Consider the following 14,762-nt stretch of genomic DNA (forward strand, 5'->3'; position numbering starts at 1 on the left):
TTGTCCTTTTCTCTCGCGGACAAGATTTATATTACCACAAATAATATTTTCTGTCAACAACTTTTTTTAAATTTTATTGAATTTTATTTTTTTATAGTTTATATTAAAATTTAAAAGAGGTTGCCTAAATTTTAAGCAACCTCATAAAATTATTTAACTACTATATTTACTATTTTTTCAGGAACAACTATAACTTTCATTAAAGTTTTTCCTTCCATATGTTTCTTAACATTTTCTATTTCAAGAGCAGCTTTTTCAACTAACTCAATAGCTGTTCCTCTTGGAACTTCAACTGTTCCTCTAACTTTTCCATTAACTTGAACAGCAATTACAACATCAGAAGATTTAGTTAATTCCTCTTTGTATTCTGGCCATGCTTCATTGAATAGATATCCAGTATTTCCCATCTCTTCCCATAATTCATCACAGAAGTGAGGAGTAAATGGTGATAGCATAACTACTATATTTTTAACTACTTCTCCAAATATTTTTCTAGATTCAGAAGTTGCTTTTCCTCCCTCTAATACATTAACTTTGAAATCTTGAGTTTCATTGATAAGCTCCATTGTAGCAGCTATTGAAGTATTAAAGTGGTAGTCATCTTCTATTGATTCTGTTACTTTTTTAATAGTTTGGTTAAGTTTGATTATTAATGCTTTATCCTCTCTACTTACAGCATTTAGATCAATTTCTCCAAACTCCATATTTTCTTTATGTTCAACTACAAGTCTCCAGATTTTAGTTAAGAATCTGTAAGCTCCTGCAAGTCCATTTTCATTCCATTCAAGTTCTTTTTCAGGTGGTGCTGCAAACATTATAAATAATCTTGTTGTATCAGCTCCATATTTATCTATCATCTCTTCTGGATCTACTCCATTATTTTTAGATTTAGACATTTTTTCTACTTTTACTGCTAATTCTTCTCCTGTTGCTTTAGAGTATGCCTTTTCTCCTTTTATCTCTACATCTTCAGCAAAAAGGAATCTGTTTTCATTAGCTGAGTAATATGATGGTCCTAATACCATTCCTTGAGTTAATAATCTTTTAAATGGTTCATTTGAAGAATGAAGTCCTAAATCTCTTAGCACTTTATGGAAGAATCTAGCATATAGAAGATGCATTACAGCATGTTCTATTCCTCCAATATATTGATCTACTGGTGCCCATGCATCTACTGCTTCTTTTGCAAATGGTAGATCTGTATTTTTAGGATCACAATATCTTAAGAAATACCAAGATGAGTCAACAAATGTATCCATAGTATCTGTATCTCTTCTTGCTGGTCCTCCACAAACTGGACAAACTGCATGTTTGAATTTTTCTGAAGTTTCTATCGGATTTCCATTTCCTGAGAATTGTACATCTTCTGGTAACATTACTGGTAAGTTTTCATCTTTTTCCATTACTGTTCCACATTTTTCACAATATAGTGCTGGAATTGGAGTTCCCCAATATCTTTGTCTTGAAACTCCCCAATCTTTTAATCTATATTTTACAGTTCTTTTTCCATATCCATGCTCTTCAACATATACAGCTATATCTGTAAGAGCCTTTTTAGATGAGATTCCATTGAATTCCCCAGAGTTTGTCATTACTCCAACCTCTGTGAAAGCTGCTGTCATCTCTGCTGGATTTAAAGCTATTTCTTGTTTAGTTTCTTTATCTAATGGATTAATTACAACTTTTAATGGTAGGTTATATTTTTTAGCAAAAGCAAAGTCTCTATCATCATGTGTAGGAACTGCCATTACTGCTCCAGTACCATAGTTCATAAGTACATAGTCAGCTATCCATAATTGAACTTTTTCTTTTGTAACTGGATTAATTACATGCCAACCTGTAAATACCCCTCTCTTTTCTCTTCCCTCTGCTGATCTTTCTATCAAGTCAGTATTTTTCATCTCTTGTACTGCTGTTTTAATTTCTGGATTTACTTTTAAAATCTCATCAACAATTGGATGCTCTGGTGCAACAACACAGTATGAAACTCCAAATATAGTATCTATTCTTGTTGTAAACATAGGTAAATCTTCACCAGTTTCAGCAACTGTAAATACTATCTCTGTTCCATAAGATTTTCCTATCCAGTTCTTTTGCATTGTAAGAACTTTTTCTGGCCATCCATCTTTAATCTCTTTATGCCCTTCTAATAATTCATCTGCATAATCAGTTATTTTAAAGAACCATTGTTCTAGCTCTTTTTGAATTACTGGAGTTTTACTATGTCTCCAGCACATTCCATCTTCAACTTGTTCATTAGCAAGAACTGTATTACATTCTGGACACCAGTTTACTAATGATTTCTTTTTATATATTAATCCTTTTTCATAAAGTCTTTTAAATATCCATTGGTTCCATCTGTAATATTCTGGAGTGTATGAAGCTATCTCTCTTTCCCAATCATATGAAAATCCTAGTTTTTTTAATTGTCTTTTCATATTTTCTATATTTGATTTTGTCCAGATAACAGGGTGTGCTCCATGTTGAATAGCAGCATTTTCTGCTGGCAGTCCAAAAGAGTCCCATCCCATTGGATGAAGAACATTATATCCTTTCATTCTTTTATATCTAGCTATAACGTCACCTATAGTATAGTTTCTAGCATGACCTACATGAAGTTTTCCAGAAGGATATGGCAACATTTCAAGAACATAATAGTTTTCTTTCCCATCAACTTTATTTTCTGTCTTGAATATATTTTCATTTTCCCATTTACCTTGCCACTTGGCTTCTACTTCTTTAAAATCGTACTCTCTCAAAAATCTCACCTCTATCATTTTCAATTATATTTCTCAATATATCACATTTAACTATCTATAACAATAGACAAACTACTATATTTTATTTTCTTGATACTCATTTATCCAAACTTCGCTTTTTCTTTTTATTCTTTGAAAACTATTATCAATAGTTTTTGGAGATTTTTGTAACTCCTGAGCAATCTCTCTATACGAATATCCCTTTATCATATATTTAAAAACCTCTTTTTCTAAGGTACTAAAATTCTTGTTCACAAAAGTTTTAAAATCATTTAATTTCTCTTTTGTTAAAAAAATCTCTTCAGGATCATAGTTAACATATGATTTAAGTCCCTTATTATATTCAATCTCTTTCCCACCATCATTTTCTATACAATTTCCTGATGCTAGATTAAGAGCTGTATTTTTCTGTGTATTTGAAGCTTTAATAGCTGTTATTATCTGACTTCTAATACATATCATTGCAAAAGTTTTAAAAGAAGATTTTCCTTTCTTATATGCTTTTAATGCTTTTAAAAGTCCAATAGTTCCCTCTTGTAAAAGATCTTCTTGCTCTGCTCCAACTATAAAATAGTTTTTTACATTTAGATAAATATAGTTTTTATACTCTTGTAAAATAAGGTTAATCGCCTCTTGATCTCCTGATTGTGCTTTATTTATCACTTCATCAGTTACTAATTCCATAGCCATATCAATGCTCACTTTCTTATAAGATCTTAGTTAAATGATTTAACTATTTCAGAAAGAATTATCCCTCCAGCAACTGATACATTTAAAGAGTTTATCTTTCCATACATAGGTATTTTTATAAGAACATCACAAGTTTCTTTAACTTTCTTTCTTATTCCATTTCCTTCACTACCTAGTACAAGAGCTGTTCTGCTTGGATATTTCTCTTTAGAATAATCTTTACTTCCTTCTCCCTCTGCTCCATAAACCCAATAATCTAATTTTTTAAGTTTATTTAAAGCTTCAGAGATATTAGTTACTTTTACTATATCAACATATTCAATAGCTCCAGTAGAAGTCTTTACTACTGTTTCATTTATTCTTACTGCATTTCTTTCAGGAATAATTATACCTTTAACTCCAAAAACTTCAGCACTTCTTATTAATGCTCCAAAATTTCTAGGATCTTGAATCTCATCTAAAACTAATACTATTGAATTTTCCATAGGAGCAATCTTCTCTAAAAATTCTCCAAAATCTACATAATAATCATACTCACTTATATATGCTGCTACTCCTTGAGAGTTTTCTATTCTCTTTTCAGTATAGAATATTTTAATATTTCTTTCAGATGCCAATCTTCTTATCTTATTAAGTTTTTCATCTTTATTCCCTTTAAATATCTCTATTTTCTCTATATTTTTTTCTTTATTTTGTAATACTTCTATTACAGGATTTACCCCTATAATTCTCTCCATTTTACCTCCATTAAATTTCAGTTTTTATTCTTTCTATATCTGCACCAAGTTCTTTTAATTTTAACTCTAAATTTTCATATCCTCTATCAACATGATAAATTCTATTTACAATACTTACTCCTTCAGCTTTTAAAGCAGCTAAAATTAAACATGCTCCAGCTCTTAAATCACTTGCCATTACTTCAGCTGATGAGAAATTCTCTACACCATTAATTGTAGCTGAGTTACTATTAATATCTATCTTAGCTCCCATTCTATTTAGTTCTGGCACATGCATAAATCTATTTTCAAAAACAGTTTCCTTTACTTCACTTGTTCCATTAATTAAGCACATTAAAGTCATTATTGGTGATTGTAAATCTGTTGGGAATCCAGGGTGAGGCATTGTTGTTACTTTAACAGGTTTCAGATCTGAAAGCTTAGATAAAACTTTTAGATTATTTCCATCTATTTGGAATTTTACTCCCATTTCATCTAGTTTCATTAAGAAACTTCCTATATGCTCTTTAATTACCCCTCTAACCTCAATTTTTCCATCAAACATAACAGATGCTATAATAAAAGTTCCTGCAACAATTCTATCTGGAATAATTGTATGTTCACATGGATATAGTTTTTCTACTCCCTCTATTACTAATTTACTTGTTCCTACCCCTGAGATTTTAGCTCCCATATCATTTAAGAAATTACATAGATCTTCTATCTCTGGTTCTCTTGCAGCATTTTCAAGAATAGTAGTTCCTTTAGCTTTTACTGCTGCCATTACTATATTTTCAGTAGCTCCAACACTTGGAAAATCTAAAATAATTATTCCACCTTTAAGCTCATCTGCAACTGCATCTACATAACCATGATCTATATTTAATTTTACCCCTAAAGACTCAAATCCCTTTAAATGTAAGTCAACAGGTCTCGCTCCTATTGCACACCCTCCTGGTAAAGAAACTTTAGCTCTCTTTTCATGGGCTAACATAGCTCCCATAACTAAAAATGATGCTCTCATCTTTTTTACAAGCTCATATCCTGCTACTAAATTAGTCAATCCCTCATTTACAATTTTATATGTGTGATTATCTAATTTTTCTATTTTTAATCCTAAACTTTCTAATAACTTTACTAAAGTTCTTATATCCATCAAATTAGGAACATTCTTTAAAATATAAGTTCCCTTTTCAATAAGAGTTGCAATCATTATTGGTAAGGCTGCATTTTTTGCTCCCTCTACCTCTAATACTCCTGAAATCTCTTTTCCACCTGTTACCTTAAATGCTTCTACCATTAGTTTTTCTCCCTTTCTACTTTACATATTGGACACTCTTTTCCAAATAATCTATCAAATAATGTAAGCTCTTCAAATTGATCTTTATATGTTGGCATCTTCTCTACAAGTAATTTATAATGCTTCTTGCAAAGTTTAGCTCCCAACTTTCTTATATACTCTTTATTCAAGCCTACTTTTTCAAATTTTTCTTCTAAATCTTCTACCACTATCTGTCTCTTATCATCATCAAATGCTTCTTTTGAAACTACTACAAGTCCAATATCTCCTTGAGTATCTAAAGCATCTACTAAAGTATATTGTAATCCTATTTTTTCAGCAGCCATTATGTATGGTTGTAAAGATTTTAAAGGAATATCCCTTCTCATTTTAACCCTTGCTGTTGTTTCTTTTTTCATCTCAACTATTACTTCTTGATAGATAATTCCAGACATTATTTGTTTATCTGTCAATGCAAGTATAATATTTTCTTTAAATTCATCAAGATAAAAACTTCTTTCAGCTGTTGCTTTTAAAAAATTCAATTTTGCCGCATTAGGTTTATCAATAATGTTATCATTCATATTATTCCTCCTCGACAGTTTCTTTTGCATTTAACTTGAATTATATCATATGATTCATATAAAAGTAAAAACATATCTTAAATTTATTCACGAAAAATTTTCTCTATATCTTTTTAATTTTTTTATTATTAAAAAAGTGTTATAATATTTTTATTAATTTATTTTAACTTCATGGAGGAACTTATGTATAAAATTAAGATAACTTTACTTTTCTTTATTTTGTCAATTTTATCTTTTTCAAAAGAATTTACAATACATTTTAATATCCCTAGTGGAAATATTAGATATTATAAAACTAATGATAAAACTTTTAAAACCTTTGATTTTTATAATTCAAAAGCAGCTTTTAACCTCGACGAAGAGATCTATACATTTCTATTTTTCAATAGGGAGTATGCACCTATTATAAAAGAGATAGATGTAAAAAAGACTCCTAATGAGATTTATATTGAATTTTCTAAAAAAGAAGATGTTATCATCAATGGAGTTGTAAAATCTAATGATAATAATGTTGGGGGAAGTGAGATACAATTTATTGATAACTTAAATAGAGGTTACTCAACTACCTCAGATTATCTAGGTAATTTTCAAATAAAACTTCCTAAGGGAAATTATAAAGTCAATGTTAATAAATTTGGATATACAACTAAAAAAAATAATCCTTTAGTTTATGAATTTACATCTTCAGCGAAACCCTATAATTTAACCATAAATTTAGATAAAATACCTAGTTTTGTTGAAGGTCGTGTAATTGATGAAAAGAGAAATCCTATTATCAATGCTCAAGTAACTATAAAAAATGGTGCTGAAACTTTCTACTTAAAAACTGACGAATATGGAAAATTTAAAAAAGAGGTTAGCTCAGGAATAGTAACTTTAATTTGTACTAAGCCAGGATTTTTTACAAATGGTAGTGTTAGAAAAATAGAGAGTGATTCATCTATTCCGAATTTAGAAATTGTTTTAACTAAAACTAAATTTAATATTCAAGGAATTGTTACTGATGGAGTAAAAGCTCTTCCTAAAATTTTAATTACTATACATGATGAAGATATTAATAAAATAACTTCTGTTACTTCAGATGAAAATGGATATTATGAATTTACAAACATTGAAGGGGATAAAGAGGTTTTTATCTCTGTAAACGATCCCAAATATAAAAGATTAAAAACAGATCTATTTAGGCTTGATAAAAATATCAGTAATTTTAATCTAATCTTAGAAGAAAAATAAAATATAACTCAAATTAAAAGAGGTTACTTCTCTAATCAAATTAGAAAGGTAACCTCTTATTTTTATCTATTAGTTACTAATTGAATAAATGTATACAATAGTTTTAAACCATAAAATACAATTACTGCTCCACATACAATATTTATTCCACGTAGTATCTTATCAGTAAATTTGCTACTAAAAACTGAAATAAAAGTTGTTATTCCTGTAAACCATAAACATGATGCAGATGTAACACCAGCAATAAATTTTAATCCTTCCTCTTTAGGAAGAGATGCTCTAAATGCCCCTAACATCATACTTCCATCAATTATAGCTTGAGGATTAAACCAAGTTACTACACAAGCAGTAGTTATTACTTTTAATATAGGTACATTCACATCTGTTGAACTATCCATACTTCCTTTAGATCTTAAAAGTCCTATTCCAATCCAGATAACTATAATACTTCCCACTAATAGTATTGCCAATTCTAGTAACTTTGATTTTTCCATTATTGTTCCTACCCCAAAAAAACAAGCTAAAGCTAAAGTTACATCAAAAAAAATAACTATTAGTGCTGTAAGATATGCTCTACTTCTCTTTTGAGTTAGAGCTGTATTAATTACAAAAAGATTTTGTAGCCCTATTGGAGCAACATAAGCTAGCCCCATAGTGATTCCCTGTAAAAAATATTTCATATTCCATACCCCTTAATTTTATATATTTTTATTTTTTAGTTTTAATACATATCTTTTGTAACTTCTAATGATGCTATTCCATTAAGTTCTAGTCCTGCAAAACAATCTTCAGGATTTTTTACACATTTTATCTTATAATAAGCTGCCTCAGCTATCATAGCTGCATTATCTGTACATAGTTTCATAGATGGATAATAAACACTTATTCCTAGCTTTTTAGCCTCTTCTGTTAATTGACTTCTCAACAATGAGTTAGCTGCAACCCCTCCAGCTAAAATAATAGTCTTAACATTTTTGTCCTTAGCTGCTTTCAATGTTTTCTTACATAAAATATCCACTACTTTTCCTAAAAATGAAGCTGCTAAATCCTCTTGTTTAAACTCTTCACCCTTCATCTTCATCTTATTTACAAAATTTATTACAGCAGTTTTAATTCCTGAAAAACTAAAGTCATACTCTCCAACTTTAGGCTCTGGTATTTGAAGAAAATCTCTATCCCCTTCATAGTACATTCTATCTATTACAGGACCTCCAGGATATCCTATTCCCAATACTCTTGCAACTTTATCACAACTTTCTCCAACTGCATCATCTAAAGTTCCACCTAAATTTACAAATTTATGATCTTCACCCATAAATACAATATTAGTATGCCCCCCTGAAACTACTAATGCTATACACGGAAGTTTTATATCATGCTCTAAAAAGTTAGCATATATATGTCCTTTAATATGATGTACTGGAATTATTGGTATATTATGAGCATATGATAATCCCTTTGCAAAAGAAACTCCAACTAATAATGCTCCTATAAGTCCTGGTGCATATGTTACTGCAATATAATCTACATCATCTAATGTTATTTGAGCTTCTGTTAATGCTTCATCTAAAATAGCTGCAATATTTTTAATATGTTGTCTTGAAGCAATTTCTGGAACTACTCCTCCATACTCTTTATGAATTGCTATTTGAGATGAAATTTTATTTGATAATATCTCTTTACCATCTTTTAAGACTGCTATGGAAGTTTCATCACATGAACTTTCAATTCCTAAAATAATCATAAATTTCCTCCTTTTTCTTATTACACTCTCTTGAGTATTATATCATTTTTTAAGGAAAAAATCTGTTTTTTCTAATTAACTTTTAAATTATATCTTTCAAATATAGCCTTAGCATTTTCAGTTCTCTCTTTTGAAAGTTCTTCTACCCCTTCAAGAGTATACTTCATTCCTAATTCTTTATATTTAAACTCTCCCAATCTATGATAAGGTAATATCTCTACTCTTTCAACATTATCTAAAGTAGATACATATTGTGCAAGTCTATCTAAAAGCTCATCATCATCTGTAATATTTGGTACTACTACATGTCTAATCCAAACTTTCTTTCCAATCTCTTTTAGATATTTAGCAAACTCAAGGGTATTTTTTAATTCTACTCTTGTCAATTCCTTATATATCTTTTCATCAATTGCCTTTATATCTAGTAAAACAAGATCTGTATATTCTAAAACCTCTTTAACTTTATCATTAAAAATATATCCTGAAGTATCAATAGCAGTATGTATCCCCTCTTCTTTGCATAATTTAAAAAGTTCTAAAATAAATTCAGCTTGAAGAAGAGGCTCTCCACCTGTTACAGTAACTCCTCCTTTTTTTCCAAAATACCCCTTATATTTTTTTATCTTCTCAAAGGTTTCTTTTGCAGATTCTTTTATCTTCCCCCCTGTTAAATTCCAAGTATCTGGGTTGTGACAAAATTTACATCTCAAAGGACAACCTTGTAAAAAAAGAACAAATCTTATTCCTGGTCCATCAACAGTTCCAAAACTCTCATATGAATGTATATTACCAATAATATTTTTATTTTCCATATTTCCCCCTTCATTAAATTTCAAAAAGGGGCATGTAGTTGCCCCTTTTTGTAGTTTGCTATTTTATTACATTTTACTATTAATTGTTCTTGAAAGAACATCTAATTGTTGTTCCCTAGTTAATCTTACAAAGTTTACTGCATATCCAGAAACTCTAATAGTTAATTGAGGATATTTTTCAGGATTTTCCATTGCATCTTCAAGTAGCTCTCTATTAAATACATTGACATTTAGATGTTGTCCCCCTTGTGGAGTGAAATATCCATCCATCATAGAAACAAGATTTTCTATTCTGTCTTCAGCTGTTTTTCCTAGTGCATTTGGAGCTATTGCAAATGTATAAGATATTCCATCATTTGCATGGTGGAATGGAAGTTTAGCTACTGATGCTAGAGATGCTATTGCTCCTCTTGTATCTCTTCCATTCATTGGGTTAGCTCCTGGAGAGAATGGAGCTCCTGCTCTTCTTCCATCAGGAGTATTTCCTGTTTTCTTACCATATACAACATTTGATGTTATTGTAAGAATTGATTGAGTAGCTCTTGAGTGTCTATATGTTTCATGAGTTCTTAGGTAGTTCATGAATTTTTCTGTTACCATTACAGCAAGATCATCTGTAGAATCTTCATTATTTCCAAATGGAACATATTCTCCTTCTCTTTCAAAGTCAACAATAAGTCCACTTTCATTTCTTATAACTTTTACTTTGCTATCTCTTATAGCCGCTAATGAGTCTGCTACTATTGAAAGTCCAGCTATTCCAGTTGCTTGAGTTCTTTCAATATCTAAATCATGAAGAGCCATTTCAAAAGCTTCGTAAGCATATTTATCATGCATATAGTGAATTATTTTTAGTGCATTTACATAAACTCCAGCAAGCCACTTCATCATTTGCTCAAATTTTTCCATTACATCTTTAAACTCTAGGTAATCTCCTGTTACTGGAGCAAATTTTGGTGCAACTTGAACTCCACTTTTCTCATCTCTTCCACCGTTTAAAGCATATAGTAAAGTTTTTGGTAAGTTTGCTCTAGCTCCAAAGAATTGCATTCCTTTTCCTATTTTCATAGGAGATACACAACAAGCGATTCCATAATCATCACCAAATTCTGGTCTCATTAGATCATCATTTTCATATTGAACTGCTGATGTATCAATAGATACTTTTGCACAGAAGTTTTTCCAATTTTCTGGAGAGCTTACTGACCATAGAACTGTCATATTTGGTTCTGGTGCTGGTCCTAAGTTATATAGAGTATGTAAATATCTAAATGATGTTTTTGTTACTAAAGTTCTTCCGTCTACTCCTTGTCCTCCAAGAGATTCTGTTGTCCAAGTTGGATCTCCAGAGAATAGTGCATCATATTCAGGAGTTCTTAAGAATCTAACTATTCTTAATTTTATAATAAATTGATCAATTAGCTCTTGAGCTTCTTTTTCTGTAATAACTCCATTTTCTAGATCTCTTTGAATATAGATATCTAAGAAAGTAGATGTTCTTCCTAGTGACATAGCTGCTCCATCTTGATCTTTTACAGCTGCTAAATATCCAAAGTATAGATATTGTACTGCTTCTTTTGCATTTTCAGCTGGTCTTGAAAGATCAAATCCGTAAGCTTGTCCCATTTTTACAAAACTTTTTAAAGCTTTTATCTGTTCAAAAATTTCTTCTCTTCTTCTGATAGTTTCATCATCCATCTCTGCAACTTCAAGAACTTTCATTTGTTGTTGTTTATCTTCTATCAGTCTATCTACTCCATAAAGAGGTACTCTTCTATAGTCACCTATTATTCTTCCTCTTCCATAAGCATCTGGAAGTCCAGTAATAATTCCTGATTTTCTACAAGCTTTCATCTCATCAGTATAAGCTGAGAATACTCCCTCATTGTGAGTTTTTCTATATTTTGTAAATATCTCTTCAGTTAAAGGATCAATCTCATATCCAAAAGCTTCTAAAGAGTTTTTTACCATTCTTAATCCACCTTTAGGGAAAATTCCTCTTTTTAAAGGTGCATCTGTTTGAAGTCCAACTATAACTTCAGCATCTTTATCAATATATCCTGGTCCATAAGCATCAATAGCTTGAGGAATTTTTGTTTCTGCATCATAAATTCCCTTTTCTCTTTCAACTTTGAACATCTCTGTAAGTTTGTTCCATACTTTTTTAGTATTTTCTGTTGCATCTTCTAAGAAAGAGTCATCTCCAGTATATGGAGTATAGTTACATTGAATAAAATCTCTTACATTGATCTCATTTTTCCAAAGTTCCCCTACAAAACCATTCCAATATTTCATTTTAACCTCCTGATAATATTTAATATTTAAAACTGATCTACCAGTTACTGACTACTAAAGCAATATTAGTTTACCATTCTTTACTAATTATGTCAATAATTATATTTTAACATTCAAATATTTTTAAAAACTTATTTATAGGTATAAAAAAAGCCGACAGACTAGGCTTATTGCCCAGACGGTCGGCATTAATTACATTATACTTCATGTGGTTTATTCCACTTCCGTCAGTCGTATAACTAATTAAAGAATATCATTTTATAAAATATGTGTCAACTAAAATTTATTATATCTTCTCAAAATTTTCTACTATTTTATCTCTAACAATAGTAGCTAGGACCTTTTCCTCATCTTTTGAAAGATTTTTTACAAAGATAGGTTCATCTACTACAAGGGTTACCTTTTTCCCCCTTGCCATTTTCAATGTCCCTCTTGGCTGAATATCATAAGTACCCTTTAATGTTAAAGGAACTATAATCCCATTAGTTTCAGTTGCCAATTTAAAACTACCTTTTTTAAAATTCAATATTTTCCCAGTCAAACTTCTTTCTCCCTCTGGAAAAATTACAGTAGGATAACCTTTTTTTATAAGTTCAACTGCTTTTTTTATATCCTTTATTCCCTCTCTTGGGTTTTCTCTATTTAAAAATACACAGTTACTTTTTTTCATCCAAGTTCCAAAAAAAGGCCATCTCTTCATCTCATGTTTAGCTACAAATCCAACATCCATATGAAGAGCTGTTACAATAGCAGGAATATCTAAATTACTTTGATGGTTGCATACAAAAATAATTCCCTCTTTTTTATCTAGAGAATCTATAGCATCTCTATTCTTATATTTTATATCTAATTTTACATCTAAACTTTTTAAAATATGTTTAGATAGCCACTTTAATTTTTCTCTTGCATACTCTACTCCTGCTCTTTCTTCCATTGTTTTAATCTTAGGAAGATAAGCTATACTTATAAAAGAGAATAAAAAAAATCCTGTTAATGAAGCTAAAATTAAACCTAACATCTTTCCTCCACTACTATTCTAATTCTGAAATTGCTTTTTTTATATCCCTATATTGAAACCCTTTTCTCATAAGAGAAACTATTTTTTTATCCTTTTCCTTCTCTCCAAGTCTTAACCATAATCTTTTTATCTCTTCTAATTCATTATCAGAATTATCATTTAATAATTCCCTTATGATATCTGAAGATAACCCCTTTTGGAAAAGCATAAACTCCATTTTTTTTCTCCCATAATTGTGAGTTTTTATATAGCATCTTCCATATTCCATATCATCTAAATAACCTTTTTCTATAAATTCATCTATTATCTCTTCTACTATCTCTTTTTCACGATATTTTGTAATAAGTTTTGTTGTAAACTCTTTAATAGGATAATCCTTTTTGCTCAATAGGAAATATCCCATACTTAAAACCCTTCTTCTTATAATTTCGTAATACTCTTCTTCTGAGATCTCATTTCTCTTTTGAAGCTCATATTCTGCTATAGTCTGCTTGTTCAAGTCAATAAAAAATTCTTCATCAAAATATATTTTATTTCCTTTTAGACTATATCTCCTCATCAAAATCTAAAACTCCCTCTTTTACTTCCAAGATCTCTTCTGTAGATTCTTCTTCCTTACCTTTATTTAAAATTTTTCTTACTTCCTCTTCAATCTTTTCTAATAATTCTGGTTCATTTTCAAGTCTAGCTTTTACATTTTCTTTTCCTTGTCCAAGTCTAATGTCTCCAAAACTAAACCAAGCTCCTGATTTAGATACTATATCATTATCTAAAGCCATATCTAAGATCTCTCCAACTCTTGAGATTCCCTTACCATACATAATTTGGAAAGATGCCTCTTTAAATGGTGGAGCTATCTTATTTTTAGTGATTTTTACTAAAGTTTCATTTCCTATAACTTCATCACCTTGTTTTACTTGTCCAACTCTTTTTACTTCCATTCTAACAGATGCATAGAATTTCAGAGCTTTTCCTCCAGTAGTTGTTGTTTGAGGACCGAAACCAAATCCACCTATCTTATCTCTGATTTGGTTTATAAATATCATAGTTGTCTTTGATTTATTTAAAGTTGCTGTTAATTTTCTAAGAGCCTTTGACATAAGTCTAGCTTGAAGTCCCATCTGTTGATCTGACATCTCTCCATCTATCTCTGTCTTAGGTACAAGAGCTGCTACTGAGTCAACTACAATAAGATCTACTGCTCCAGATCTCACTAACATATCAGCTATCTCCATAGCTTGTTCCCCATAATCTGGTTGAGATATTAAAAGTTCATCTATATCAACACCTAAAGCTTTAGCATACACAGGGTCAAGAGCATGTTCCGCATCTATAAATGCAACTATTCCTCCCTCTTTTTGTGCCTCTGCTGCTATATGAAGAGCTATTGTTGTTTTACCTGAACTCTCTGCTCCATAGATCTCAACTATTCTTCCTCTAGGTACTCCTCCTTGTCCTAAAGCTGCATCAAGATTTATACTTCCAGTAGAGATTACCTCTACATTCATATTTTGGTTATCTCCTAATTTCATTATAGACCCATCACCAAAATCTTTTCTTATCTGTTTCATTGCAAGTTCAAGTGCTTTTTCTTTCTCGTTTATCTCATTTTTTTCTTTTGCTTTTGCCATT

13 protein-coding genes are annotated in these 14,762 nt (G+C 30.3%); 1 reads left to right on the plus strand and 12 read right to left on the minus strand.

Features of this window, described 5'->3' with window-relative positions; genetic code table 11:
* Positions 1 to 149 precede the first annotated feature (149 nt).
* From I6E31_03810 to I6E31_03830, 5 genes are all read right to left on the minus strand, one after another.
* A complete protein-coding gene (locus I6E31_03810) occupies positions 150 to 2,759 on the minus strand; it encodes a leucine--tRNA ligase (protein MCF2639099.1) in 2,610 nt (869 codons plus the stop codon).
* A gap of 75 nt (positions 2,760 to 2,834) precedes the next feature.
* Positions 2,835 to 3,443, minus strand: a complete 609-nt coding sequence (locus I6E31_03815) for a sigma-70 family RNA polymerase sigma factor (GenBank protein MCF2639100.1) — start codon at positions 3,441 to 3,443, stop codon at positions 2,835 to 2,837.
* Between the two features lie 32 nt (positions 3,444 to 3,475).
* On the minus strand, positions 3,476 to 4,186 hold the full coding sequence (gene rlmB / locus I6E31_03820; protein MCF2639101.1) for a 23S rRNA (guanosine(2251)-2'-O)-methyltransferase RlmB: 711 nt from the start codon (positions 4,184 to 4,186) through the stop codon (positions 3,476 to 3,478).
* 10 nt (positions 4,187 to 4,196) lie between these two features.
* Positions 4,197 to 5,465 (minus strand): UDP-N-acetylglucosamine 1-carboxyvinyltransferase, encoded by a 1,269-nt coding sequence (gene murA / locus I6E31_03825; GenBank protein MCF2639102.1) that lies wholly within the window; start codon positions 5,463 to 5,465, stop codon positions 4,197 to 4,199.
* Positions 5,465 to 6,028 carry a DUF1694 domain-containing protein gene (locus I6E31_03830; GenBank protein ID MCF2639103.1) on the minus strand — a complete coding sequence of 188 codons (564 nt, stop codon included), beginning with the start codon at positions 6,026 to 6,028 and terminating at the stop codon, positions 5,465 to 5,467. The genes murA and I6E31_03830 overlap by 1 nt, the downstream gene beginning before the upstream one ends.
* A gap of 183 nt (positions 6,029 to 6,211) precedes the next feature.
* Between I6E31_03830 and I6E31_03835 the strand changes: the two genes are divergently transcribed.
* Positions 6,212 to 7,261, plus strand: coding sequence for a carboxypeptidase regulatory-like domain-containing protein (locus I6E31_03835; protein MCF2639104.1), 1,050 nt, complete (start codon positions 6,212 to 6,214; stop codon positions 7,259 to 7,261).
* 62 nt (positions 7,262 to 7,323) lie between these two features.
* Here the strand turns inward: I6E31_03835 and I6E31_03840 are convergent, their stop codons facing one another.
* From I6E31_03840 to recA, 7 genes are all read right to left on the minus strand, one after another.
* A complete protein-coding gene (locus I6E31_03840) occupies positions 7,324 to 7,941 on the minus strand; it encodes a LysE family transporter (protein MCF2639105.1) in 618 nt (205 codons plus the stop codon).
* Between the two features lie 41 nt (positions 7,942 to 7,982).
* Positions 7,983 to 9,005 (minus strand): tRNA (adenosine(37)-N6)-threonylcarbamoyltransferase complex transferase subunit TsaD, encoded by a 1,023-nt coding sequence (gene tsaD / locus I6E31_03845; protein ID MCF2639106.1) that lies wholly within the window; start codon positions 9,003 to 9,005, stop codon positions 7,983 to 7,985.
* A 71-nt stretch (positions 9,006 to 9,076) separates the two neighbouring features.
* Positions 9,077 to 9,817 (minus strand): pyruvate formate lyase-activating protein, encoded by a 741-nt coding sequence (pflA, locus tag I6E31_03850; GenBank protein ID MCF2639107.1) that lies wholly within the window; start codon positions 9,815 to 9,817, stop codon positions 9,077 to 9,079.
* 66 nt (positions 9,818 to 9,883) lie between these two features.
* Entirely contained in the window at positions 9,884 to 12,112 is a 2,229-nt protein-coding gene (gene pflB / locus I6E31_03855) for a formate C-acetyltransferase (GenBank protein ID MCF2639108.1), read from the minus strand.
* 286 nt (positions 12,113 to 12,398) lie between these two features.
* The gene (locus I6E31_03860) at positions 12,399 to 13,130 is read right to left on the minus strand and encodes a 1-acyl-sn-glycerol-3-phosphate acyltransferase (GenBank protein ID MCF2639109.1); all 732 of its coding nucleotides are present in this window, start codon (positions 13,128 to 13,130) and stop codon (positions 12,399 to 12,401) included.
* A 13-nt stretch (positions 13,131 to 13,143) separates the two neighbouring features.
* Positions 13,144 to 13,689 (minus strand): RecX family transcriptional regulator, encoded by a 546-nt coding sequence (locus tag I6E31_03865; GenBank protein MCF2639110.1) that lies wholly within the window; start codon positions 13,687 to 13,689, stop codon positions 13,144 to 13,146.
* The gene (recA, locus tag I6E31_03870; GenBank protein MCF2639111.1) at positions 13,676 to 14,761 is read right to left on the minus strand and encodes a recombinase RecA; all 1,086 of its coding nucleotides are present in this window, start codon (positions 14,759 to 14,761) and stop codon (positions 13,676 to 13,678) included. Before recA ends, I6E31_03865 begins: the two co-directional genes overlap by 14 nt.
* Position 14,762: the final 1 nt, after the last annotated feature.

It is taken from the genome of Fusobacterium varium, assembly GCA_021531615.1.
Classification (GTDB): Bacteria; Fusobacteriota; Fusobacteriia; order Fusobacteriales; family Fusobacteriaceae; genus Fusobacterium_A; species Fusobacterium_A varium_C.

Excerpts from the sequence above, each read along its gene's own strand:
- murA (MCF2639102.1), bottom strand. The coding sequence starts at position 5,465 with ATGGTAGAAGCATTTAAGGTAACAGGTGGAAAAGAGATTTCAGGAGTA.
- I6E31_03835 (MCF2639104.1), top strand. The coding sequence starts at position 6,212 with ATGTATAAAATTAAGATAACTTTACTTTTCTTTATTTTGTCAATTTTA.
- I6E31_03865 (MCF2639110.1), bottom strand. The coding sequence starts at position 13,689 with ATGAGGAGATATAGTCTAAAAGGAAATAAAATATATTTTGATGAAGAA.
- pflB (MCF2639108.1), bottom strand. The coding sequence starts at position 12,112 with ATGAAATATTGGAATGGTTTTGTAGGGGAACTTTGGAAAAATGAGATC.
- I6E31_03815 (MCF2639100.1), bottom strand. The coding sequence starts at position 3,443 with ATGGAATTAGTAACTGATGAAGTGATAAATAAAGCACAATCAGGAGAT.
- pflA (MCF2639107.1), bottom strand. The coding sequence starts at position 9,817 with ATGGAAAATAAAAATATTATTGGTAATATACATTCATATGAGAGTTTT.
- I6E31_03840 (MCF2639105.1), bottom strand. The coding sequence starts at position 7,941 with ATGAAATATTTTTTACAGGGAATCACTATGGGGCTAGCTTATGTTGCT.
- tsaD (MCF2639106.1), bottom strand. The coding sequence starts at position 9,005 with ATGATTATTTTAGGAATTGAAAGTTCATGTGATGAAACTTCCATAGCA.
- I6E31_03830 (MCF2639103.1), bottom strand. The coding sequence starts at position 6,028 with ATGAATGATAACATTATTGATAAACCTAATGCGGCAAAATTGAATTTT.
- recA (MCF2639111.1), bottom strand. The coding sequence starts at position 14,761 with ATGGCAAAAGCAAAAGAAAAAAATGAGATAAACGAGAAAGAAAAAGCA.
- rlmB (MCF2639101.1), bottom strand. The coding sequence starts at position 4,186 with ATGGAGAGAATTATAGGGGTAAATCCTGTAATAGAAGTATTACAAAAT.
- I6E31_03860 (MCF2639109.1), bottom strand. The coding sequence starts at position 13,130 with ATGTTAGGTTTAATTTTAGCTTCATTAACAGGATTTTTTTTATTCTCT.